The 22,044-nt window shown below is 71.3% G+C and carries 24 protein-coding genes; 13 read left to right on the forward strand and 11 right to left on the reverse strand.

Annotation, left to right across the window (positions count from 1 at the left end; all coding sequences use genetic code 11):
* Positions 1-145 precede the first annotated feature (145 nt).
* The gene (locus QSK25_RS02430; protein WP_285631857.1) at positions 146-385 is read right to left on the reverse strand and encodes a hypothetical protein; all 240 of its coding nucleotides are present in this window, start codon (positions 383-385) and stop codon (positions 146-148) included.
* Positions 386-847: 462 nt separating this feature from the next.
* Here QSK25_RS02430 and QSK25_RS02435 point away from each other — a divergent pair, with 462 nt between their 5' ends.
* Positions 848-2,137, forward strand: coding sequence for an FNR domain-containing protein (locus tag QSK25_RS02435; RefSeq protein ID WP_285631860.1), 1,290 nt, complete (start codon positions 848-850; stop codon positions 2,135-2,137).
* Between the two features lie 5 nt (positions 2,138-2,142).
* Here the strand turns inward: QSK25_RS02435 and QSK25_RS02440 are convergent, their stop codons facing one another.
* On the reverse strand, positions 2,143-2,763 hold the full coding sequence (locus QSK25_RS02440; RefSeq protein ID WP_285631863.1) for a helix-turn-helix transcriptional regulator: 621 nt from the start codon (positions 2,761-2,763) through the stop codon (positions 2,143-2,145).
* A gap of 175 nt (positions 2,764-2,938) precedes the next feature.
* Between QSK25_RS02440 and QSK25_RS02445 the strand changes: the two genes are divergently transcribed.
* Positions 2,939-3,604, forward strand: a complete 666-nt coding sequence (locus tag QSK25_RS02445; protein ID WP_285631866.1) for a response regulator transcription factor — start codon at positions 2,939-2,941, stop codon at positions 3,602-3,604.
* Between the two features lie 263 nt (positions 3,605-3,867).
* On the opposite strand, the gene QSK25_RS02450 is transcribed toward QSK25_RS02445, so the two are convergent.
* Positions 3,868-4,362, reverse strand: coding sequence for a hypothetical protein (locus tag QSK25_RS02450; RefSeq protein ID WP_285631869.1), 495 nt, complete (start codon positions 4,360-4,362; stop codon positions 3,868-3,870).
* 238 nt (positions 4,363-4,600) lie between these two features.
* On the opposite strand from QSK25_RS02450, the gene QSK25_RS02455 reads away from it, so the two are divergent.
* The 3 genes from QSK25_RS02455 (at position 4,601) to QSK25_RS02465 (ending at position 6,217) form a co-directional block, all read left to right on the forward strand.
* Positions 4,601-5,419, forward strand: a complete 819-nt coding sequence (locus QSK25_RS02455) for an SAM-dependent methyltransferase (RefSeq protein ID WP_285631873.1) — start codon at positions 4,601-4,603, stop codon at positions 5,417-5,419.
* Positions 5,420-5,449: 30 nt separating this feature from the next.
* Positions 5,450-5,599: a hypothetical protein gene (locus QSK25_RS02460; RefSeq protein ID WP_285631876.1), complete on the forward strand. Its 150-nt coding sequence runs from the start codon at positions 5,450-5,452 to the stop codon at positions 5,597-5,599.
* 90 nt (positions 5,600-5,689) lie between these two features.
* Positions 5,690-6,217 (forward strand): DUF2017 family protein, encoded by a 528-nt coding sequence (locus QSK25_RS02465; protein ID WP_285631879.1) that lies wholly within the window; start codon positions 5,690-5,692, stop codon positions 6,215-6,217.
* Between the two features lie 95 nt (positions 6,218-6,312).
* Here QSK25_RS02465 and QSK25_RS02470 read toward each other — a convergent pair whose 3' ends face one another.
* Positions 6,313-7,251 (reverse strand): LysR family transcriptional regulator, encoded by a 939-nt coding sequence (locus tag QSK25_RS02470; RefSeq protein WP_285631882.1) that lies wholly within the window; start codon positions 7,249-7,251, stop codon positions 6,313-6,315.
* 203 nt (positions 7,252-7,454) lie between these two features.
* On the opposite strand from QSK25_RS02470, the gene QSK25_RS02475 reads away from it, so the two are divergent.
* From QSK25_RS02475 to QSK25_RS02505, 7 genes are read left to right on the forward strand one after another with little or no spacing between them, the layout of a single operon-like run.
* On the forward strand, positions 7,455-7,781 hold the full coding sequence (locus QSK25_RS02475) for a TcmI family type II polyketide cyclase (RefSeq protein ID WP_285631885.1): 327 nt from the start codon (positions 7,455-7,457) through the stop codon (positions 7,779-7,781).
* Positions 7,781-9,052, forward strand: coding sequence for a beta-ketoacyl-[acyl-carrier-protein] synthase family protein (locus tag QSK25_RS02480; protein ID WP_285631889.1), 1,272 nt, complete (start codon positions 7,781-7,783; stop codon positions 9,050-9,052). The genes QSK25_RS02475 and QSK25_RS02480 overlap by 1 nt, the downstream gene beginning before the upstream one ends.
* Positions 9,049-10,269, forward strand: coding sequence for a ketosynthase chain-length factor (locus tag QSK25_RS02485; RefSeq protein ID WP_285631892.1), 1,221 nt, complete (start codon positions 9,049-9,051; stop codon positions 10,267-10,269). The genes QSK25_RS02480 and QSK25_RS02485 overlap by 4 nt, the downstream gene beginning before the upstream one ends.
* 10 nt (positions 10,270-10,279) lie before the next feature.
* A complete protein-coding gene (locus QSK25_RS02490) occupies positions 10,280-11,275 on the forward strand; it encodes a 3-oxoacyl-ACP synthase III family protein (RefSeq protein WP_285631895.1) in 996 nt (331 codons plus the stop codon).
* A gap of 20 nt (positions 11,276-11,295) precedes the next feature.
* On the forward strand, positions 11,296-11,553 hold the full coding sequence (locus tag QSK25_RS02495; protein WP_285631897.1) for a phosphopantetheine-binding protein: 258 nt from the start codon (positions 11,296-11,298) through the stop codon (positions 11,551-11,553).
* Entirely contained in the window at positions 11,554-11,787 is a 234-nt protein-coding gene (locus tag QSK25_RS02500; RefSeq protein WP_285631901.1) for a ferredoxin, read from the forward strand. It begins immediately after the preceding gene.
* Positions 11,784-12,971: a cytochrome P450 gene (locus QSK25_RS02505; protein ID WP_285631903.1), complete on the forward strand. Its 1,188-nt coding sequence runs from the start codon at positions 11,784-11,786 to the stop codon at positions 12,969-12,971. Before QSK25_RS02500 ends, QSK25_RS02505 begins: the two co-directional genes overlap by 4 nt.
* A gap of 50 nt (positions 12,972-13,021) precedes the next feature.
* Here the strand turns inward: QSK25_RS02505 and QSK25_RS02510 are convergent, their stop codons facing one another.
* From QSK25_RS02510 to QSK25_RS02540, 7 genes are read right to left on the reverse strand one after another with little or no spacing between them, the layout of a single operon-like run.
* Complete coding sequence (locus QSK25_RS02510) at positions 13,022-14,236, reverse strand: cytochrome P450 family protein (RefSeq protein WP_285631905.1); 1,215 nt, start codon at positions 14,234-14,236, stop codon at positions 13,022-13,024.
* Positions 14,233-14,946 (reverse strand): MaoC family dehydratase, encoded by a 714-nt coding sequence (locus QSK25_RS02515; RefSeq protein WP_285631908.1) that lies wholly within the window; start codon positions 14,944-14,946, stop codon positions 14,233-14,235. The genes QSK25_RS02510 and QSK25_RS02515 overlap by 4 nt, the downstream gene beginning before the upstream one ends.
* The gene (locus QSK25_RS02520) at positions 14,943-17,225 is read right to left on the reverse strand and encodes a beta-ketoacyl-ACP synthase 3 (protein ID WP_285631911.1); all 2,283 of its coding nucleotides are present in this window, start codon (positions 17,223-17,225) and stop codon (positions 14,943-14,945) included. The genes QSK25_RS02515 and QSK25_RS02520 overlap by 4 nt, the downstream gene beginning before the upstream one ends.
* 2 nt (positions 17,226-17,227) lie before the next feature.
* Positions 17,228-18,169, reverse strand: a complete 942-nt coding sequence (locus QSK25_RS02525) for an aromatase/cyclase (protein ID WP_285631914.1) — start codon at positions 18,167-18,169, stop codon at positions 17,228-17,230.
* A gap of 19 nt (positions 18,170-18,188) precedes the next feature.
* On the reverse strand, positions 18,189-18,965 hold the full coding sequence (fabG, locus tag QSK25_RS02530) for a 3-oxoacyl-ACP reductase FabG (RefSeq protein ID WP_285631917.1): 777 nt from the start codon (positions 18,963-18,965) through the stop codon (positions 18,189-18,191).
* Positions 18,962-19,216: an acyl carrier protein gene (locus QSK25_RS02535; RefSeq protein WP_285631920.1), complete on the reverse strand. Its 255-nt coding sequence runs from the start codon at positions 19,214-19,216 to the stop codon at positions 18,962-18,964. Before QSK25_RS02535 ends, fabG begins: the two co-directional genes overlap by 4 nt.
* 12 nt (positions 19,217-19,228) lie before the next feature.
* Positions 19,229-20,668, reverse strand: coding sequence for an FAD-dependent monooxygenase (locus QSK25_RS02540; RefSeq protein ID WP_285631923.1), 1,440 nt, complete (start codon positions 20,666-20,668; stop codon positions 19,229-19,231).
* A 233-nt stretch (positions 20,669-20,901) separates the two neighbouring features.
* Between QSK25_RS02540 and QSK25_RS02545 the strand changes: the two genes are divergently transcribed.
* Positions 20,902-22,041 carry an acyl-CoA dehydrogenase family protein gene (locus tag QSK25_RS02545; RefSeq protein WP_285631926.1) on the forward strand — a complete coding sequence of 380 codons (1,140 nt, stop codon included), beginning with the start codon at positions 20,902-20,904 and terminating at the stop codon, positions 22,039-22,041.
* Positions 22,042-22,044: the final 3 nt, after the last annotated feature.

Raw genomic sequence — 22,044 nt, forward strand, 5'->3', positions numbered from 1 at the left:
GATGGCCGATCGGACGATCTCGGCGGACGAACGGCTCCGCGCGGCGCCGGCGTCTTGGCGGAGTCCGGCGGCCGTTCGACGATCCCGCCGACGAAGTGCGGAAGAAGGTGATGCCCGGCAACCCCCTGCCGGTTGCCGGGCATCATCACGGGCGTCGTGCGGAGTTCCTGGACTCCATCGCCCGAGCTGTGAGCAGCTGACGGTCGAGCACCTCGGCGTGGAAGGACATCGCGTCCTCGTCGTCGCGGAACATCGCCGCGTACAACTCGTCCGCGCTCACCAAGGCCATCAGCAGATCTGTCAGGTTCTCTACTTCTTCCAGGTTGTCCTCAGCCCGTCGTTCCTCGATGAGCTGCTTCAGCAGGGTGGTGAGTCGTGCGGACACCATTTCCTCCTGTGGGCAACGCTCTCAACGGTCCCGCGAGCCGGTGGAGCGCGTCCAGGCCGATCACTGGACTCAGGTCAGGAGGACAGGTTTCTCTGGCCGGAAGTACTCATGTCCACAGTGGAGTGAAGGCGCCGGACCGGATCCTGCCCGCTTGAACTCCGGTCCGTGCCTCTGCCGTGGAACGGAAGCCGCCGATCGGGCCGATGAGAAACCAGTCGTCCGTGACCTGAGCGGGGTTCGCGACGCTGGGTGACGTTCCCCGTCGTGCGTTCGGCTGAAGGCGCGGCGGCTGCGTGCTGCCCGGCTGAGCGGATCTCCCTTGAACGAAGGAAGTCTTACGGAGCCCCGCCGTGCATAAAGGACTCTCCGGATGTCATCACGGGCAGAATCCCGCCAAGCAAGGGCAAAACGCTCAACCGGTGCTTCGGCAGGCGATGCGTCGCTGTCAGGCTCGCGGTGGTGAACAGCCCTCACGCTGAGCGGGACCGCGACGCGCCCCCGCGCCGCCGGCGCCGCACCGCCTACAACTTCTTCGTCGCCGGAGTGCCGGCGGTGAACGCCGGAGTCGTCATCGGCCACCTGGCGGGGGCGCCGGGTGATCCGCTGGAGGCTGGTGTCCCCGCGCACGTGGCCCTGCGCCTGGTGCTGCTGAACCTCCTGATCGCGATCCTGCTGCGCACCGGCCCGGTCACCGACGGCGCCTACCGGGCGGTCGTCGCGCTGGGGCGGGGGAAGTCACCGGTGGTGCGCCGCATCGCGGGCTGGGCGGAGGGCTACGGCGGCCTGCACGCCGGGTTCGCCTTGTCGGCGACGCTGTGGTTCCTGGTCATGAACCACTCGATGCTCTGGTCCGACCTCTACCCGCCGACGTGCGTCGCGGTGAACGGGTTCCTGGTCGTCGCGTTGGCCGGAGTCCAGGTCTCCGCGGTGGGACCGGCCCGGCGCCGTGCACCGGGGCTCTTCCGCGTGCTGCACCGGACCGGGACCTGGCTCGTCATCGGCTTGTTGTGGCTGCAGATGGACTTCGTGCTGGCCAGGAGGCACCGCGGGACGCCGTGGACCGAGGCGGTGCTGCCGGCACCGGAGTTCTGGCTGCTGGTCGCGATCACCGCGCTGGTGGTGTTGCCGTGGCTGCTCTTGCGCCGCGTGCCGGTGGAGGTCGTCCGCGTCTCCGGTGAGGTGGTCGAGTTCAGGCTGGTGCTCAGGCGGCCGCGGCCGGGAGCGCTCGTGGTGGTGAGCAGGACTCCCTTGGGCACCTGTCACCGGTTCACGCTGGTCGTGGAGCCGGGCCGCGCTGGAGCGACCCTGGTGGCGTCACGGCGACTCGACTGGGTGAGTGATCTGGTCGACTTCCCGCAGTCGCACCTGTGGGTGCACGCCGCGCCCTCCTCGTCGGGCTCGTACCTCGGCCACCTCCACCCCTCGGCGATCTTCATCGTGACCGGCACCGCCATCACCGAAGGACTGGCCCGGCTAGCCAGGAACGGCAACCGCACGGAGCTGGTGTGGGTCGTCCGCGGGCCGGTCAGGGCCTACGGCATGGACTTCGTGGACCGCGTCGAGGCGCTGGCGCCGGACCTCGTGATCGTCGACACCTCCGTTCAGTCCGATGTGGACCTGCTGGAGATGGCCAGGGAACTCCACGCCGGCGCCGGTGCGGACGCCGTGGGCGTGGCCGGGGGCCGCGAGGCGGTGCGGCGGGTGCGCGACGGACTGGCGCACGACGGGGTGCCGACGTTCGGCGGCTGAGCGGGTCAGATCGCCTGGAGGCGGATCGCGCGGGCCACGGCGTGCGAACGGTTGGTGAGACCGACGCGCGTCATCATCTGCGCGATGATGTTGCGCACCGTGCGGACGGAGAAGCTCAGCCTGGTGGCGACCTCGTGCGTGCTGACGCCGTCCGCGAGGAGGCGCAGGACCGCGATCTCGCGGGGCGTGAACCGGTGCCTCTCCTCCGCGTCGTCGTTCACGAAGTGGTACTGGTCCCGCAGCCGCGCCGCGCGCTGTGCCTCGTCGTAGCGCCGCAGCACGTCGTCGGCCCTGCGTGCCGCGAACGCCGCCTCGACCAGGTCGATGCTGCTGAGGGTGGCGTGGTCGAGGACGCGGTGGATCCGGCTGCTGAGCAGCACCGGAAGGTCCGACTCCCGCAGCTTTCCCACGACCAGCACGATGTGGGCGGTGGTGGCCCTGGTGACGGCGCTCAGGAGGGAGAGCGTCTCGGTGTCGACCGTCCTGGTGACGATGAAGGCGACCTCGGCCTGCCGCACGAGTTCGCCTTCCAGCACGGTGATTCCGCCGAACTCGTGCAGCAGTGCCACGAGACCGGCGTTGGTCAGCGGATCGGCCGCGAACACCGCGGCCTGAAGACATTCCATCGGACAATCCTGGTCGTCGTGTGGTTCGGGAAGGAACAATCTCCCGCACAAAGGTCACTTTCTCCTTAACCTGACAGCTCCGCCCTGGCGTTCGGCCTAGCCTCGGAAGGGATTTCCGGGTACACGAGTGGAGAAGTGGTTGAAATCGCTGCCAGGCAGACGGCCGACAGTTCTCGTGACCGATCCGGACCGCAGTGCGCACGCGATCTTGACCACCGAGTTGGAATTGATCGGGTTCGTCGTGCTGACCGCCGGCACGGGTGCCGAAGGCGCGTACCTGGCGGCCGCGCGGTCACCGGACCTCGTCGTGCTCGCGCAGCGCCTGCCGGATCTCGGGTACCGCATCGCGCTGAGCCGGATCAGGGCCGTCCACACCGGTCCCGTGGTGCTCGCGGCGGAGGCGGTGGCGCAGGACGTGGTGGTGACGGCGTTCGAGGCGGGCGTCGACGACGTGGTCGGCAAGCCGCTGAACGTGCCCGTGGTCGTGGCCCGGATCAAAGCCCTGCTGCGCCGGGTGGCGCTCGACCGGGAGTCCGGGAACGCGCTGCGGGTCGGTTCGCTGGAGATCGACCCGAGGAGCAGGCGGGTGGTCGTGGGGGACCGCGAGGTCGAACTGACGAGGCTGGAGTTCGACCTGCTCGTCCTGCTCGCCGGCGGACGGGGCCGGGTGGTGAAGCGGGAAGCGGTCCTCAGCGCGCTGTGGGGTGAGCACGCGGACGCGGGCAAGCGGCTGGACGTCCACGTCGCCGCACTGCGCCGCAAGCTGGGTGAGAACGCGGCGCGGCCACGTTTCCTGCACACCGTGAAGCGCGTCGGGTTCCGCTTCGGAGAAGAGGTGTGAGGAGCGACTCGTTCTTTCGTGAAATCCGCGGAGGGACTTTCGTCCAGGAACCGGTCAGAGATCGGGCAATTTCAGTGAATTCCCGCCCGGGCACTTCTAGTGTTCCCGGTGTGGCGAACCGCGCCACTGCATTCCGCGCCACGGAGTGCCCGTCCCGGGTTCCGGTTCGCACCGGAACCCGGGACGGCCGTGCCGCCTGACAACGGGGAGCCAGGCAGCGGCGCGGGTGCCCGCGGCCGCAGCGCGGGCACCGTGGTCTGCCGTCAGCCGATCAACTGCCGGGGCGCCGGGCGCTCGGCTCGCCACCGCGGTCGCGACGACGGCCGGGTCGCGGCGATGATCGCGTCGAGCACGGCGCTCGCCGGGAACAGCCACCTCGACTCGGGATCCGGGGCGACGAACCACTTGCGGTGCTGCCCGAGCCGGTCGAGCAGCGGCAGTTCGACCACGCCGGGACACGTCAGGTACGAGACGCCGACCGGCATCTGGAACTGGCCGAGCACACCGCCGTCCGCCTCCGCCAGGAACACGCCGCGGACCTCGAGCGCGCTCGTCACGGTCATCACGGGCGTGCTGACGTCGTGGCGCAGCAACAGTTCGTGCACGTGGATCATCCGGTCGCCGGGCACGTCGAACGCCACCGTGCCCGACCCGAGGTGGAGGTGGACGGCGTTGTCCGCCTTCCGGGTGTCCCAGGCCATCTTCTCCCGGTACCACCGCGCGCTGCTGCGCGCCGCGATCGCGCTGTGGGTCGCCACCGTCGCCTCCTCGAGTCCCCGCCGCGGCTCCGCACGGCGCGGTACGAGGTGACGCTAGGCCGGACTTGAGGCTTCGGCGACGAACTCGGGAGGTTCGGGAAGAAATCGCTTCTTTTGGTGCAGCGGGGAAAGCCGGGCTGGTTGCAACGTGCCGAGGTCGTCGGACGAACGGGCAGCCGGCTGGTGGGGTGGCGGCGGCCGACCTACGTTCGACTCCTCGCGACAGGGGGAGGCGGCGTTGGCCGAGAACAGGAACACATCGGATCTGGACCTGAGGTCCGAGGTCCTCGCATCGGCGGCGCGCGTGCACGACCACCTGCTCGGCGGGCACCACGGTTTCGCGTTCGACCGCGAGTTCGCGCAGGCGCACTCCAGCGCGGTTCCGTTGGTACGCCGGCTGTTGCGCCTCGAACGCGACTTCCTCAACGACGCGGTGCTGATGATGTTGCGGCGTGGGATCCGCCAGTTCCTCGACCTGGGGGCGGGGCTGCCGTCGTGGGGCGGGGTGCACGACGTCGCGTCCTACCTGGAACGCGGAACCGTCGTCGTGCACGTCGACCACGACCTCGCGGCGGTCGAGCACGGCAGCCTGCTGTTGCGCGACAGCGGCTCGGGCCACTACCTGCACGCCGACCTCGTGGACGTGGACGGGGTGCTCGTCACCTGCGCGGGCAACGGCTGGCTGGACCTGGACCGGCCGGTCGGGGTGCTCGCGGTGGGCGTGCTCGACCTGCTCGGCGCCGAGGACGACGCCGAGCGGACCATGACGCGCTACGCCGCGGAACTGGCCGCGGACAGCATGTTCGCGATCACCCACCGGGCACCGGGCTTCGCCGGCCCGCACCGCGCGACGGCCGCCTCCCTGCTGACCGCAGGCAGGGGATCGTTGTGCCATCGGGAGATCGCCGGCGTCCGCGCGATGTTCGGGGGAACGACCCTCGTCAAACCCGGAGTCGTCGCCCTCCCGCACGTCTGGCCCGGTCTGCGGCCCCGTCTCGTGGACCCCGCCGTCCCCCGCGACGCGGTCCTCGCGGGTGTCTCGGTCAAGCGCCGCTGACCGTCCACAACGGAGTGTCAGGAGAGTTCCGTGTCATCGGAAGAAGAGCACGAGAACACCATCGCGTCGCTCGTGCACCGCGTCGCCCGGGAGGCGGCGGAATCGTCGGAGGACGTCGTGGCGGCCGCACGAGCCCGGCTGGCGGCGCTGCGGGAGAACCGTGGTCCGGAAGGCGGATGAGGTCGTGCGCAGGGGCACGGATCCCTGCCGTCGGTCTCCCGATGCCGCGAAAACACCGGGCGCGGCGGTGTTCACCGCTCCAATGACACGATGATCTGCTGGGATCGCTGCGGCGACGAGGTGGTCGGGTACCTGGACGAGTTCGAGGTCGAGGTGCTGCGCGGCTACGGCGAGAGCCTGCTGAAGCTGCTGGAGCACCGGGCGGGCTCCTACGAGTCGTGGTCCGGGTCGGCGTCGATCCCCTCCACCGCCACGGACGACCCGCGGATCCTCGCGATCCTGCGCTGCGAGATCGGTGCGGCGGAACCGGACTGGGTGCTGGCGTGCCAGGAGGTCCGGTGCGTCGCCGAGGCGGTCCGGCACGTGCGGGAGAAGCTCACCACGCTGCCGCACTCCGGGGGAGCGGTGCGGCTGACGACGCCCCAGGTGACGTCGTGGCTCAAGGCGCTCGGCTGGTACCTCGCGTCGATCGACGCGATGACCGACGCGAGCGGGGTCGCCGCGGGGAAAGTCGCGGAACCCACGGTCACCTGGCTGACGGGCCTCGTCTCCGGCCTTCGCGCGCAGTCGCGCACCGGGGTCGTCGCGGTGGAACAACCGCACGACCGCCAACGCTGACCGGTCGTCCACCCACGACCTGGTGCGTCGCCGAGTCGGTCGCGCGACTCGACCGGAAACCTGCGCTGCCGAGGTGCTTCCCGGCGGAGCGCCACTCAGTCGTCGAGTGCGGCGGCCGCCTGCCGGATCCGGGACCGGAGCCACTGGTGGGCAGGGGAACGTTCGCTGCGCGGGTGCCAGTACATCGTCATCGTCAGCGAGGGCAACGTCGCCGCGACCTCGACCTCCTCCAGGCCGAGCGACTCCCGCTTCTGCTCGAACAGGCGCCGCTGGATCGTCGTGACGAGATCGGTGCGGGCCACCATCTCCAGCGCCAGGGCGAACGTGCTGACGGTCGCCACCGCGGCCGGTGCCGACTCCGCGGTGATCGGGTCGAGGGTCTCCTCGGGACTGGTGATCGACGCGAGGCGCACGCTGGGCGTCGTGGCCAGGTCCTGCTCGGTCAGCGGCCGGTCGAACGACGCCATCCCCCGCGCACCGACCAGGACGAAGTCGTCGGTGAACAGGCCCGCGTGCGGAAACCTCTCCAGTTCGGGCGTCGGGAAGTGCGACGGCCAGAACAGCAGGTCGCACCGGCCGGAACGCACCTGGTCGACGTGGTCCCCCCGCGGTTGCGCGATCTTGATCCGCACCCCGGGGGCCTCCTCGATGAGCCTGGGCAGCAGCGGCGCCAGCAGGACCGCGGCCGTGTAGTCGCTCGCGACGATCGTGAAGGCGCGGCTGTCCGTCGCCGGGTCGAAGTGCTGGTTCGACATCAGCATGTCGCGTGCGGAGAACAGCAACTGCTGCACGGGAACGCGCAACGACTCGGCGAACGAGGTGAGCACGAGCTCGCGGCCGTCGCGCACGAGCAGCGGGTCGTCGAACACCCGGCGCAGCTTGGCGAGCGCCGCGCTCATCGCGGGCTGAGTGACGAAGATGCGTTCCGCGGCCTTGGTGACGTTGCGCTCGATCAGCAGTGCGTTGAGCGGGATGAAGAGGTTCAGGTCGATCCGGCCCCAGTCCGGGCCGGAGGGCTTGTCGTCTTCCGCCACTCGCCCGCCTCCAGCCGCCTGCGCCGAAGTTCACCATAGCGTGCCCGATTGATCACGCGGCGCATCCTTCGGCCATACGTGTGTCGCAGGTCACCCGGCCGTTTCGGTGGGACCACAGCAAACGACCGCATTCGTTGTCGGGCCGCCCTGAGCAGGCACATCCTTCGGCCATCGGTTCGAGACAGCCCACGCGTGGAGGTCGCATGTACAGCACGTTGATCGTCGCCCGGTTCGACCCGCGGCACCAGCCCGACATCGCGAAGTTGTTCGGGGAGTTCGACGACTCCGACATGCCGGAGCGGATGGGCACGCTGCGGCGCCAGCTCTTCGGCTACCACGACCTGTACTTCCACCTGCAGGACTTCGCTTCGGAGGACGGCAAGCAGGCCATCGAGGCGGCGCGCACGGAACCGCGCTTCCAGCAGATCAGCGCGGACATGCGCCCGTTCGTCGAGGCCTACAACCCCGAGACCTGGCGGTCGCCGGCGGACGCGATGGCGACGCGGTTCTACCACTGGGAGCGTTCCTGATGAACCGCCGCCGGGTCGTCGTCACCGGGCTCGGCGTGGTCGCGCCCGGCGGCGTCGGCGCAGACGCCTTCTGGTCCCTGTTGAGCGAGGGACGCACGGCCACGCGCCGCCTCTCGCTGTTCGACCCCGGCCCGTACCGGTCCCAGGTGGCGGCCGAGGTGGACTTCGACCCCTACGCCAACGGGTTGCGGCCACCGGAGGTCCGCCGCATGGACCGCGCCGCGCAGTTCGCCGTGGTGAGCACCCGGCAGGCGGTCGCCGACAGCGGGATCGACCTCGCGCGCACCGACCCGTACCGGGTGGCCGTGGCCTACGGCAGCGCGGTCGGCGGGTCGATCGGGCTGGAGTCGGAGTACCGGGTGCTCAGCGACGACGGTCAGCTCGACCTCGTCGACCACCGCTACGCCGCGCCGCACCTCTACAACTACGTCGTGCCGAGCTCGTTCGTGCAGGAGGTCGCGAACGACGTCGGCGCGCAGGGGCCGGGATCGCTGGTGTCCACGGGATGCACGTCCGGCATCGACGTGCTCGGGTACGCCGCGCAGCTCATCCGGGACGGGTCGGCGGACGTCGTGGTCACGGGCGCGGCCGACGCGCCGATCACCCCGATCACGTCGGCGTGCTTCGACGCGGTGAAGGCGACCAGCGTCCACAACGACTCCCCGGAGACCGCGTCCCGCCCGTACGACCGCTCTCGCAACGGTTTCGTGCTCGGCGAAGGCGGCGCGGGCCTCGTGCTCGAGGAGTACGAGAGCGCGAAACGGCGTGGCGCGAGGATCTACGCCGAGATCGGCGGGTACGCCACGTACGCCAACGCGTTCCACATGACCGGCCTCAAGGCCGACGGCGCGGAGATGGCGGCGGCGATCACGGCGGCACTCGGCGAGGCGCGGGTCAACGCGGACCAGGTCGACTACGTCAACGCCCACGGCACCGCCACCAAGCAGAACGACGTGCACGAGACGGCCGCGTTCAAGCACGCGCTGGGAGACCACGCCTACCGGACGCCGGTCAGCTCGATCAAGTCGATGATCGGCCACTCGCTGGGCGCCATCGGGTCGATCGAGGCGGTGGCCTGCCTCCTGGCCATGCAGAACGACGTCGTGCCGCCGACCGCGAACCTGCACGAGCAGGATCCCGCGCTGGACCTCGACTACGTGCCGCTGACGGCCAGGGACCGGCGCACCGACGTGGTCGTGTGCGTCGGCAGCGGGTTCGGCGGGTTCCAGAGCGCACTCGTGTTGCACGAACCCGGGAGGGCAGCCGCATGACCCCAGTGATCACGGGCCTGGGCATCACCGCGCCGACGGGCCTCGGCGTCGAGGCGTACTGGACCGCGACGCTCGCGGGCAAGAGCGGTCTCGGTCGGATCACCCGGTTCGACCCGGACGTCTACCCGGCGACGCTCGCCGGCGAGATCCACGACTTCGACCCGGCCGAGCACCTGCCGGGCAAGTTGTTGCCGCAGACCGATCTCATGACCCAGCTGGCGCTCGCCGCCGCGGACTGGGCGTTCGAGGACGCGGGCATCGTGCCGGAGCAGGCGGACTCGCTGCGCACCGGCGTGGTGACCGCCAGCTCGACCGGCGGGTTCGAGTTCGGTCAGCGGGTCATGCAGAGCATGTGGAGCCGCGGCAACAAGCACGTCAGCGCCTACCAGTCCTACGCGTGGTTCTACGCGGTCAACAGCGGCCAGATCTCGATCCGCAACGGCCTGCGCGGCGCGTGCGGTGTGGTCGTGAGCGACGCGGCCGGCGGCCTCGACGCCCTCGGCCAGGCACGACGGCAGCTGCGCAGGGACTGCTCGGCGGTGCTCGCGGGCGGCGTCGACTCGTCGATCTGCTCGTTCGGCCTGGTGTCACAGCTCGCGACCGGACGGCTGAGCACCGGCGACGACCCCGACCGCGCGTACCTGCCGTTCGACGACCGGGCGGCCGGGCACGTGTTCGGCGAGGGCGGCGCGTTGCTGGTGATGGAGACGCCCGAGAACGCGCTCGCCCGTGGCGCGCACCAGGTCTACGGCCACCTCGCCGGGTACGCGGCCACGATGGACCCGCGTCCCGGCAGCGGTCGCGAGCCCGCCCTGCGTCGTGCGGTCGAGCTCGCGCTCGACGACGCGGAGGTCTCGCCCACGGAGGTCGACGTCGTGTTCGCCGATGCCGCGGGCGTGCCCGAGCTCGACGCGATCGAGGCCCAGGTGATCAGCGACGTGTTCGGAGCGGGCCAGGTTCCCGTGACCGCGCCGAAGACCGCGACCGGACGGCTCAACGCGGGCGGCGGTTCGCTCGACGTCGCGACGGCACTGCTGTCCATCCGCGACGGTGTGGTCCCGCCGACCCCGCACGTCGAGCGCTCACCGCGGTACGACATCGAACTCGTCACCGGATCGCCGATGGTGGCCCGGTTGCGGACCGCCGTCGTGCTCGCGCGCGGCATCGGCGGGTTCAACTCGGCGGTCGTCGTGCGCGGCGGCCTGCCCACGCGCTGAGGGTGGAACCGTGCGACTGAAGACCAGACCACGACGGCACAGCGCGGTGCTCGGCATGGGCTCCTACCGGCCGCGCACCACCGTGTCGAACGAGGAGATCGGCGCGACGCTGCGCCTGGGCGCCCGGTGGATCGAATCGCGGTCGGGCATCGCCTCCCGCCGGTTCGCCGCGCCGGACGAGACCGTGCTGTCCATGGCGGTGGCGGCGGGACGGCGGGCCCTCGACCGCGCGGGCGTCCCGGCGGACCGGGTCAGCCGCGTGATCGTGGCGACCTGCTCCAACCAGGTGCGCGTGCCGGCGGTCGCCAACGCGGTGGCGCGCGACCTGGGCGTGGTCAACGCGTCCGGGTTCGACGTGAACGCCGCGTGCGCCGGCTTCTGCTACGCGCTGGCGCTCGCGAGCGACGCGGTCAGCGTCGGCGAGGCGGACCACGTGCTGGTGATCGGCGTCGAGCGGATGCGCGACATCGTCGACGAGCACGACAAGGGCACGTCGTTCCTGTTCGCGGACGGCGCCGGAGCCGCCGTCGTCGGGCCGTCCGCGGAACCCGGCATCGGTCCGTCGGTGTCCGGTTCGGACATCGACTCCGTCGAGGCCGTGCGCATGTCTTCTCTTTGGGGCGACTACGAAGAAGCCCCGCGGGAAGGCGGTGCGACGTTGCGGATGAACGGCATGCGCGTGTTCCGCTGGGCGATGGCCGACGTGCTCGACGGTGCCCGGCTCGCGCTGACCGAGGCCGGTGTCGGGGTCGGGGACCTCGCCGCGTTCGTACCGCACCAGGCCAACGAGCGGATGCTCGACATCCTGGTGGCGGAACTGGGACTCCCACCGTCCACAGTGGTCGCCCGCGACATCCGCGAGACCGGCAACACCTCGGCGGCGTCGGTGCCGCTCGCGCTGTGCCGGCTCGTCGAGGAGGGGACCGTCAGGACCGGCGACCCCGTGCTGCTGCTCGGGTTCGGCGCCGGACTCACCTACTGCGGCCAGGTCGTCCTGGCCCCCTGAAATCGGAACAGAGGACCACCATGAGCACCTTCACCCTCGACGACCTGATCGAGACCATCCACAAGTGCCTCGGCGCGGGGGAGGGCGAGGCCGTCACCGCCCGGTCCGCCGACCACGCGTTCGCCGACCTGGGCTACGACTCGCTCGCCGTCTACGAGCTGATGACCCGGCTGCAGGACGACACCGGCATCGAGATCAGCGACGACGACATCGAGACGATCGAGACGCCGCGCCAGGCGCTGGACTTCGTCAACTCGCGGCTGAAGCAGGCGAGCTAGGTGCCCGTCGAGGTCCGGGTCGACCGCGGGCGCTGCCGCGGTCTCGGGTTGTGCTCCGGCATGGCGCCGGAGCACTTCCGCGTCACGAGCAACGGTTACTCCGTCCCGCTGGTGCCGGTCGTGCGACCACCGGACGACGTGGCGCTCGTGCAGGACGTCGCCCGGTGCTGCCCGATGGAGGCCGTCGAGGTCACCGGTGTGGAACACCCCGTCGCAGGAGAGGCAGGAAGATGACCACCGAGACGCAGGAGGTGCTGGACTACCCGTTCGGTGCCGCCACCGGGCTGGAACTGGACCCGCGCTACGCCCGCGTGCGCACCGCGAAGGGCCTGACCAGGGTCCAGCCCCCGCACGGGGAGCAGGCCTGGCTCGCCACGCGCTACGAGGACGTCAAGGCGGTCCTGGGCGACCGCCGGTTCAGCCGCGCGATGGGCCGCGAACGCGACGAGCCCAGGACCACCGAGGCACCGCGCCCGGACGGCCTGCTGTCGATGGACGCCCCGCAGCACACCCGGTTGCGGGTGCTGCTCGCGCAGGCGTTCACCCCGCGCCGCGTCGAGCTGCAACGCCCCGCCGTGCGCGCGATCGCCGAGGAGCTCGTCGGCGCGATGAAGGCCAAGGGCGCGCCCGCCGAGCTGATCGAGGACTACGCCCTGCCGCTGCCGGTGCGGGTGATCTGCTCGATGCTCGGCGTGCCGCTGGAGGACCGCGAGCGGTTCGCCGTGTGGACCAACGCGATGGTGTCCATGACGCTCACCGCCGACGAGACCGCCCGGCACTTCGGCGAGATGGCCGGCTACATCACCGGCCTGATCACCCGGCGCCGCGCGGAACCGGCCGACGACCTGATGTCGTTGCTGATCCAGGCCCGCGACGACGGTGACCGGCTCAGCGAGCAGGAACTGCTGATCCTGTGCGTGCAGCTGCTGGTGGCGGGCCACGAGAGCACGTCCACGCAGATCCCGAACTTCGTGCACGTGCTGCTGGAACGCCCGGAACTGCTCGAGCGGATCGCCGCGGACCACTCGGTCATCCCGGACGCCGTCGAGGAGCTGATGCGGTTCGTGCCGCTCAACGTCGACGCGGTGTTCGCCCGCTACGCCACCGAGGACGTCGAGGTCGGCGGCACGCTCGTGCGCGCGGGGGAGCCGGTGCTGGTGGAGATCAGCTCGGCGAACCGCGACGCCGCCCGGTTCGCCGACCCGGACGAGATCAGGTTCGACCGCCCCGGCAACCAGCACGTCGGTTTCGGGCACGGCATCCACCACTGCCTGGGGGCGCAGCTCGCACGCCTGGAGCTGCAGGAGACCCTGCGCGCGATCGTCGTCCACCTGCCAGGACTGCGACTCGCGGGTGAGGTCGAGTGGAAGTCGCGGACGTTGTTGCGGGGACCGCTGAAGCTGCCCGTCGCCTGGTGAGGACACGCGAAGGAGGGGCCACCGGCCGGTGGCCCCTCCTTCGCATGTCCTCAGAGGACTTCGACGTGCAGGGAGTCGATGCGGCGCAACGCGAAGCTCTCGATGAACCGGACGTCCGCGCGGTCACCGACGAGCCGCAGGTCCGGAAAACGACGGAAGAACGCGGGCACGGCGATCTCACCCTCGAGCCTCGCCAGTGCCGCGCCCATGCAGTTGTGGATGCCGTGCCCCCAGCCCAGGTGGCGGTTGTTCTCCCGCAGCAGGTCGAGCCGGTCGGGGTCGGTGAACCTCGCCGGGTCGCGGTTCGCGGCCGCCTGGCACATGATCACCGCGTCTCCGGCCGGGATCGTGACGCCGCCGTGCGTGACGTCCTCCTTGGCCAGCCGGAACATCACGGTCGTGAACGGCGCGTCGTAGCGGACGAACTCCTCGACCGCCGCCGGCGCCAGAGAAGGGTCGGCGACCAGCAGGTCCCGCTGGCCGGGGTGGTCGATCAACGCCAGGATCGCGCTGCCGAGGAACGCCCGGATGGTGTCGCCGCCGCCCAGCGCGATGGACGCGACCATCGCGACCACCTCGTCGTCGGTGAGCCGTTCGCCGCCTTCGGTGCCGTCGAGCAGCGCCGTGGTGAGGTCGTCTCCGGGGGACAGGCGCTTCTCCGCGACGATGTCCGCCGCGTAGTCGCAGATCGCGCTGAACGCCTGGGGCACCTCGGCCTGCAGCGCCGGGTCGGCGGGGAAGCAGCGGGAGAGGTTCTCGACGAGCTCCGCGTGCCGTTCGATGCGGATGCCGAGGATCTCCGCGAGCACGGTCGAGGAGATCACGCCGGCGTAGTCGTCGAGCACGTCGATCTCGCCCTTGCGCGCGCACGCGTCGAGCGTCTCGTTCACGATCCGGCTGATGGTGTCGCGCCACGTGGCGATGCGGCGCGGGGTGAACGCGCCCATCGCGACGCGGCGCAGGCGGGTGTGGGCGGGCGCGTCGACGACCGAGATGCCGTCCTCCAGCAGGCTTCCGGTGCCCGCGGTGAGACCCAGCGCGTTGAACGCCTCGCTGCCCCACTTGCGGCCCTCGGTGCTGAACCTGGTGTCGCCCAGCAACGCGCGCACGTCGTCGTACCGCGTGACCATCCACATCCGGACGTCCCCGATGGGGAAACGGAACTCGTGGATCGGCGAGTGCTCGCGCAGCCACGCGTACACGGGGTAGGGGTTCTGCGTGTACTCGGGACCGAACAGCGCCGAGGGCGGGGAGAGCGTGGTCATGGCGTACTTCCGTTCCATTCCGTGAGTGCTGCGGGACTGAGGTCGGTGCGCACGTGCGCGACCGCGACGCCGTCGCACGCGACGACGATCTCGACGGCGTCGCGGCCCGCCCGCGCGCCGACGTCCAGGTGGACCCCGGAGCCGACGACGACGGGCTGGGTGAACACGGCCTCGAACCAGGTGAGGTCCCGGGGGACGAGGCTCAGGGCGAGGCCGGCGGTGAGCATGCCGTGCGCGATCACGCCGGGAAACCCGGCCGCACGGGCCGCGGCCGGGTCGAGGTGGATCGGGTTGTGATCACCGGAGGCGTCGGCGTAGCGCGTGACGAGGTCCTGGTCGACGAACACCCGGCCGAGCGGCACGGCCTCGGTGGCCTTGCCGGGGGCCGCCGGTGCTCCGCCCTGGACGAGCGTGGTGAGCGCCGAGCACACCACTCCGGCGTCGTCGTGCAACTCCACCGAGAAGCGGCCTATCACGTTGCCGCGGAACGAACGCACGTCCAGCGTGCGTGCCCGCACCTCCACCCGGTCCGTGCACGGGCGGAGGTGGTGGATCCGCTGGGCGCGGTGCACGATCCGGTCGTAGTCGAGGCCGAGGTCGTCGCCCCGCACCAGTTCCTCGACGGCTTCGAGCACGGGCCCGATCACGAACGTGGGCGGCACGGTGGCGCGCGTGTGCCCGATGACCTGAGCGAACTGTTCTGGCGTCACGGCGTCAGCACCACCTGACCGCAGTAGCCGAGACCGGACCCGAACCCCATCAGCAGTGCCGGTTCGCCGCTGCCGACCGCGCCTTCCTCCAGCAACGCGTGCAGTGCCAGCGGGATGGACGCGGCCGAGGTGTTGCCGCTGCGCCGCACGTCGAACGCGACCGCCGCGCCCGGCCGGAGTCCCAGCTCGGCCGCCATGATCGTGATCATCCGCGCGTTCGCCTGGTGCGGCACGAAAGCGGCGATGTCGGCGGGGGTCAGTCCGGCGGCCGCGACGGCGCGGGCGGCGGCGGGCAGCACGTCGGTCATCGACCACCGGAAGACCCGGCGCCCGTCCATGCGCAGCCACGACTCGTCCATCCGCACGGCCTCCAGCGAGTCCTGGCTCGCCCCGCGCACCGCCGGACCGATGCCCGGTTCGGCGGACCGGCCGACGACCACGGCGCCCGCGCCGTCCGCGAACAGGAACGACGTGCCGCGGTCGTGCGGGTCGACGATGTCGCGCATCCGCTCGACGCCGACCACGAGCACGTTCTCCGCCTGTCCCGAGCACACCGCGTCGCTCGCCACCGCCAGTGCGTGCCCGAAGCTCGCGCACGCGGCGTTGAGGTCGAACCCGCTCGCGGTGTGCGCGCCGACCTGTTGTGCCACAACGGTGGCGAGCGCGGGCATGTGCACCTTGTTGGACGAGGTCGCGGCGATGACGTGGTCGATCCGGTCGGCGTTCAGGCCAGCGCGCTTGATCGCCTCGGTGGCGGCCTCGGCGCCCATCATCGGCAACGTCTCGTCGGCGGCGGCGAATCCACGCGTGACGATGCCCGACCGCGTCTCGATCCACTCCTCGGTGGTGTCGATCAACGTCCGGATCTCGCTGTTGGGCACCGAACGCCGGGGCCGGTAGGCGCCGACGCCGAGCACCCGGCTGTGGGTGCGAGGGGTGACGGCGAGGGTCCGGGGACGGCCGAACCAGCGGTCCAGCACCACCGTCACGTCCTCGTCGTCACCCGGCTGCCACGCGATCTCGCCGTCGGGCCTGACCAGCGCGGTGACGTCCGACTCGACGACGACGATCCGCGGCCGGCGCGCGACCGCCTGCCGCAGCCCGTCGTCCGCGCGCACCAACGCGACGGCGGCGCCGGACGCGGTGATCGAACCGGGAGGGGACGGCCTGCCCCCGCTCAGCCCGGCGACCACCCGTGCGAGGTGCTCGCGCGCGGTCGGCAGGCCGATCAGCTCGCCGAAGACCTCCCGCAGCGGATCGATCTCGCTGCCGCCGAACAACAGGCGGGCCTGGGCGCGGACCGAGGACAGCGCGCGGACTCCGGCCGCGTGCCGTTCGTCGTGGTAGGTGTCGAGCAACGCGACGGGGGAGTGCCCGGTGACGACGGCGGCGAGCTTCCAGCCGAGGTTCGCCGCGTCGAGCAGGCCGAGGTTGAGCGACTGACCGCCGATCGGCAGCTGCCGGTGCGCGGCGTCACCGGCGAAGAGCACCCGGCCGTCGCGGTACCGGGTGACCTGGCGTGCCTCGTCGTCGAACCTGTTGACCCACAACGGGGTTCCGGCGCTGATGTCCTCACCGGTGACCCGCCGCCACACCGCGACGAGGTCGTCGAACGACGCACCGGGATCCGCGCCGAACTCGTGCACCATCAGCCGCGTGACGCCGTTGGGCAAGCGGCCCGAGGTCACCACACCCCTGGCCAGCCGGGTGAACCGGCGCGCGGGGACGTCGATCCCGTCGACGTCGGCGCGGATCATCGCCAGGGTGGCGGGGGTGCCCTCGAACGGCACTCCCGCCAGGTCCCGGACCGTGCTGTCCTCACCGTCGCACGCCACCACGTAATCCGCGTGCACCCGCAACTTGGTGCTGGTGCGCACTTCCACCGAGTCGTCGTGCCGCACGAGCTTGCGCACCCGTTCGCCGCGCCGCACGTCCGCCCCCAGCGCGACCGCCCGTTCCTCCAGCCGCCGTGCCAGGTCCGCCTGCAACACCTTCCACTGGCCGGGGTGCGCGGTCACGGGCGTCGAGAGGTCGAGCGCGATGCCGCCGTAGTGCCCGCGCGGGTCGTTGGGCACCTGCTCGCCGAGCACCCCGCGGCCCGCGAGGAAGCCGGCGCTGCGCGCGTGCAGGGTGGACGCACGGGACTCGGTCGACGGCTCGCTCCCGGCCTCCAGCACGACCACCTCGGCCCCGCCCAGCCGCAGCTCGGTGGCGAGCAGGAGGCCGACCGGTCCGGCACCGACGACCACCACCTGGCTGCGTGCGACCCGCTTCGCCATGCTCAGGCCGCCTCGGCCTGCTGCTCGACGTGCTGCTTGGCGTGCTGCAGCGTGGCCCGGCTGTTGCCGCCCAGCGCGTCGCGCACCAGCTTGCGGGCGGACGCGGCGTCGCCGTCCGGCCCGAGCACCTCGGTGATCGCGTTCCTGCTGATCACGACCGAGTGGTGCGAGGTGACCAGCACGCCGTCGCCGTCGGGCTCGAACGTCCAGCAGCCGGTGTGCGCGACGAGCGACGCGGGCAGGGTGACCTGCTTGTAGGCGATCTTGTCCGGCAGGCACACGCGGTGCGACCTGGTGGTGTGCGTGCTGCCGTCGTGCGAGCGGGTCCGCATCTCCAGCGTCTGGACGCCGTCGGGCAGTTCGGTCAGGTCGACCGACGCGACGTGCGGCAGGCGGTCCGGCCACCGCGCCGCGTCCCGGATGAACTCGCGGGCCTGGTCGGCGGAACCGTTGACGTGCAGGCTGTCCGCGAACGAGAACGTGAGGTCGCGTGCGGACACGGCGAACTCGGCCGTGGACTTGAGCGACGCCAGTTCGCTGCGGGAGTTCGCGTCCACGGCGGCGGAGATGCGGGCGAGGTCGTCGGGGTCGTCGTCGATCGCGCGGAACTCGTGCAGCAGCCGGACGCGGCACTCGTCGGCGGACAACGGTTCCACGATCCAGCCACCGCTCATGAACTCGACCGGCGCGGGAGAGACCTCCTGCCGGAACGTGATGGTGAGCGCGTCCGCGTCGAGCGTGCGACGGGACGTCCAGTCGCGCACGTCGCCGTGCGCGGTGGCCCAGATGCGCAACCGCTCGGTGCCCTCACCGCGTTCGAGTTGCTCGACGTGCACGGTCGGCGGGAACACCCTCGGCCATTCGACCGCGTTCGCGAGCAGGTCGTAGACGTCGCGCGCGTGCGCCGACACCGTGATCTCGTGTTCCACCCTGGCGGTGGCCATGGTCATCGTCTCCCTGGGGTCAGAAGTTGCCGAGCCCGCCGCAGACGTTGAGCGCCTGCGCGGTGATCGAGGCCGCCGCGTCGGAGGCGAGGTAGCCGACGAGACCGGCGACCTCCTCCGGCGTGCCGTAGCGGCCGAGCGGGATCTTGGCGGTGAACTTGGCGTGGATCTTGTCCTCGGTGGTGTCGAACGCGGTGGCGTGGTTGCGCCGGATCTTCTGCGCCATGGGGGTTTCGACGTAACCGGGGCACACGGCGTTGACGGTCACGCCGGTGGGGCCGAGCTCGTTGCCCAGCGACTTGGTGAAGCCGACGACCCCGTGCTTGGACGCGGAGTACGGCGCCGCCCACACGACACCCTGTTTCCCGGCGGTCGAGGCGATGTTGATGATCCGCCCGCGCCCGCGCTCCAGCATGCCGCCGACGCGCAGCACCGCCCTGCTCATGCGGAAGACGCTGTTGAGGTTGACGTTGACGACGTCGTCCCACACCTCGTCGGAGAGGTCCTTGGTGATGCCGCCACCGCTGCGACCGGCGTTGTTGACGAGCACGTCGATGCGGCCCCACCGGTCGTTCGCGGCCTGTGCGAACGCCAGGACCTGTGTGGCGTCTCCGACGTCCACGGTCGTGCCGTCCGCGTCGAGTCCCTCTTCCTGCAACGCTTTCACGGTGGCGGCGACGTCGTCGGCCGTGCGGGCACCGAGGAAGACGCGGTGGCCCTGCGTGCCGAGCGTGCGGGCCACCGCCAGGCCGATGCCGCTGGTCGCGCCGGTGACGACGGCGACGGGCGCGCTCACCGGCTCGCCGCCGTGGCGAGTCCCTTGTTGACCAGGGCGATCAGCTCGCGCGGGGTGTCGACCCCGGTCAGCACCGAGTCGTCGAGGTCGACGCCGAACCGCTGGCGCACCAGCACGGTGACCTCCAGCAGCTGCAGGGACTCGAAGCCGATGTCGGAGAACGCGGTGTCCAGCTGGTCCTCGGTGAGACCGCCGTCGTCGCCGGCTCCTTCTCGCAGCACCGAACGCAGGTCGTCGATCGTGAAGGCCATCGGGGGTTCCTTTCAGCGGGAGGGGCCGAACCAGCGCGTGAGCGCGGTGCGGAGGTCGTGGTGGGTGCCGGGCGCGGCCCAGGCGACGTGCCCGTCCGGCCTGATCAGCACGGCGGTGGTGGCGCCGCGGTCCGCGGAGCCGGCGGTGACGACGTCGATGCGGTTGGTCCACGGCAACGTGAGGTCGCGCAGCACGGCGTTGCCGGTGAGGTCGAGCAGGACTCCGCGTCCCGCGCGCAGCAGTTCGGTGGTGGTGCCGTCACCGACACGCCACCGCGGCATCCGCCTGCCCAGCAACGGGTTCGTGCCGGTGCCGACGTCGTAGCGGATCTCCAGGCCGCTGACCACCGCGGCCAGGTGCGCGTGCACCTCCGGCAACGTGCTCAGTTCGGCGATGACGGACCGCAGCGGCACGACCTCCGGGCCGGACAGCATCAGCTCGCCCTGGGCGCGCGTGACCTGCAGCAGCCGCGCGCCGACGGGGTGGCGCTCGTCGTGGTAGGTGTCGAGCAACTCCTCGGGAGCGCGCCCGCGCACCACCGCGGCGAGCTTCCAGCCGAGGTTCACCGAGTCCTGGATGCTCGTGTTCATGCCCTGCCCGCCCGCGGCGAGGTGGATGTGCGCGGCGTCGCCCGCGAGCAGCACGCGGCCGATCCGGTAGCGGTCCGCCTGGCGTGCGGCGTCCCCGAAAGCGCTGGCCCACAACGGTGTCGCGGCGGAGACGTCCTCGCCCGTGACGCGCAGCCACGCGTCGGCGACGTCGGAGAAGCCGGCGGCGAGGTGCCTGGGCCGGGGCCGCACGCCGTACTCGCTCACCACCAGCCGCGTCGTGCCGTCGGGCATGCGGCCCGCGAGCACCATGCCGCGTTCGAGCTTCTCCCCGGTCATGCGCGGGGCGACCTCGATGTCGCGCACGTCGGCGAGCAGCAGTTCCCGGCGCGCGTCCGTGCCGGGGAAGCCGAAGCCCGCGAGTTTCCTGACCGCGCTGCGGCCGCCGTCGCAGCCCACGACGAACCGGGCGCGCAAGGTCCGTTCACCATCCACTGTGGACACGGTGACCTCGGCGCCGTCGTCGTCCTGGGTCAGGCCGACGACCTCGTGGCCCCGGCGCAGGTCGGCTCCCAGGCCGACGGCCCACTTCTCCAGCACCAGCTCGATCTGCGACTGCGGCACGGTCTTCGCGGGTTCGTGCGCGGCGCCGAGCACCGACAGGTCGAGCGGAACACCGCCGAAGTGGCCGAAGTTCGCGGTGTCGAGCGGGCCGAACCGGCCGAGCAGGCCGCGTTCGTCGAGGATCTCCACCGTCCGCGTCGTGGCGCCGATGCCGCGTGACTGGCCGGTGCGCTCGTCCAGCCGGTCGAGCACGAGCACGCCGACCCCGGCGAGCCGCAGCTCACCGGCCAGCATCAGTCCGGCGGGCCCGGCGCCCACGACGATCACCGCAGCGTCCACAAGAGAACTCCCGTCGCTGGTGAACCCCTTGCCCGGCAAGGAGAGGAGAAGTCGCGAGGAGTGCGACGGAAGCCAGCGTCGGCAGCGGTGCGCGGGCGGGTCAAGCAGGCGGGGGCATTGCTGTGGGACCACCGCAACGTCGGTGTGTCCCAGGCCACATCGACGTGGCCGGTCCGGTCCGTGGCCTGGAACAACTGTTCTCGCCACCCCCGCCCCACCGAAGGAGTCCGGTCATGTCCTCCGACCCGCCCGACCCAGTCGCCCGTGCGGCGACGTTGCGCCCGTTGCTGGCCGAGCACGCCGCCGAGGCCGATCGCGGCAGCGTGCTGTCCCCGCAGGTGGTCGAGGCGGTGCGGGAGGCAGGCCTGTTCCGGCTGGAGGTGCCCGCGGAACTGGGCGGCTGGGGCGCGAGCATGCGCACCCAGTCCGAGGTGCTCGTGGAACTGGCGCGGGCCTGCCCGTCCACCGCCTGGCTGGTCGGGCTCAACACCAGTTCCACGCGGCTCGCGTTGCGCACGTACGGCGACGAGGTGTTCCGCGAGAACCCGGACGTGCTGCTGTCCAGCGTCGGCAACTCCCGCAGCACCGCCCGTGCGGTCGACGGCGGGTACGTGCTCACCGGCAGGGGCGGGTTCGCGTCCGGCTGCGAGATCGCCGACCGCGTCCTGTTCTGGGGCGTGCCGCTGGCGGACTCCACGACCACCCGCGTCTCCTTCTCGTTCCCCGCCAAGGAGATCACCGTCGACCGCACCTGGGACTTCGCCGGCATGCGGGGGACCGGCAGCCACACCGCGTGCGTGGACGAGCTGTTCGTACCCGACGAGTGCGCGTCGGTCGCCACGTTCGACCCGGGCGCCCGCACGTTCGCGAACATGCCCAAGCCGCAGCACGTCCTGAAGTCCATCGCGATCGCGCTACCGGTGTTCGTCGGTGCCACGCACGGCGCCCTGGACCTGGTGCGGGACCTGTTGCCCGCCAAGCCGATCAGCGACACCGTCTACCGGCAGGCGGTCGACTCGCCCTCGGCCAGGCTCTGGTTCGCCGAGGCGCAACACCTGCTCGACACCGCCTACCAGCACCTCTGGCTCGTCGCGGACGAGTGCGACGACGCACCAGAAGACGACGTGATGGCGATCGAGGACCGCGTCCGCGTCCGGCTGCACATGTCGTCGGCGATCTCGGGCTGTCGCACGGCCCTGAGCAAGATCCTCGACCTCGCCGGCGCGTCGGCGTTCGCCACCGGCAACCCGTTGCAGCGCTTCTGGCGCGACTTCGAGGTCGGCACCCGGCACGCCCGCTTCAACCCGTTCATCGCGCTGGAGGACGCGGGCCAGTTGCTGGCCGGCGGTTCCCCGGTCGCGACCATGATCTGAGAG

Origin of the sequence: Lentzea sp. NBRC 102530 (assembly GCF_030269365.1) — a bacterium.
Lineage (GTDB): Bacteria > Actinomycetota > Actinomycetes > Mycobacteriales > Pseudonocardiaceae > Lentzea.

Excerpts from the sequence above, each read along its gene's own strand:
- QSK25_RS02440 (WP_285631863.1), bottom strand. The coding sequence starts at position 2,763 with ATGGAATGTCTTCAGGCCGCGGTGTTCGCGGCCGATCCGCTGACCAAC.
- QSK25_RS02465 (WP_285631879.1), top strand. The coding sequence starts at position 5,690 with ATGATCTGCTGGGATCGCTGCGGCGACGAGGTGGTCGGGTACCTGGAC.
- QSK25_RS02475 (WP_285631885.1), top strand. The coding sequence starts at position 7,455 with ATGTACAGCACGTTGATCGTCGCCCGGTTCGACCCGCGGCACCAGCCC.
- QSK25_RS02480 (WP_285631889.1), top strand. The coding sequence starts at position 7,781 with ATGAACCGCCGCCGGGTCGTCGTCACCGGGCTCGGCGTGGTCGCGCCC.
- QSK25_RS02485 (WP_285631892.1), top strand. The coding sequence starts at position 9,049 with ATGACCCCAGTGATCACGGGCCTGGGCATCACCGCGCCGACGGGCCTC.
- QSK25_RS02495 (WP_285631897.1), top strand. The coding sequence starts at position 11,296 with ATGAGCACCTTCACCCTCGACGACCTGATCGAGACCATCCACAAGTGC.
- QSK25_RS02505 (WP_285631903.1), top strand. The coding sequence starts at position 11,784 with ATGACCACCGAGACGCAGGAGGTGCTGGACTACCCGTTCGGTGCCGCC.
- QSK25_RS02510 (WP_285631905.1), bottom strand. The coding sequence starts at position 14,236 with ATGACCACGCTCTCCCCGCCCTCGGCGCTGTTCGGTCCCGAGTACACG.
- QSK25_RS02520 (WP_285631911.1), bottom strand. The coding sequence starts at position 17,225 with ATGGCGAAGCGGGTCGCACGCAGCCAGGTGGTGGTCGTCGGTGCCGGA.
- QSK25_RS02525 (WP_285631914.1), bottom strand. The coding sequence starts at position 18,169 with ATGGCCACCGCCAGGGTGGAACACGAGATCACGGTGTCGGCGCACGCG.
- QSK25_RS02535 (WP_285631920.1), bottom strand. The coding sequence starts at position 19,216 with ATGGCCTTCACGATCGACGACCTGCGTTCGGTGCTGCGAGAAGGAGCC.
- QSK25_RS02545 (WP_285631926.1), top strand. The coding sequence starts at position 20,902 with ATGTCCTCCGACCCGCCCGACCCAGTCGCCCGTGCGGCGACGTTGCGC.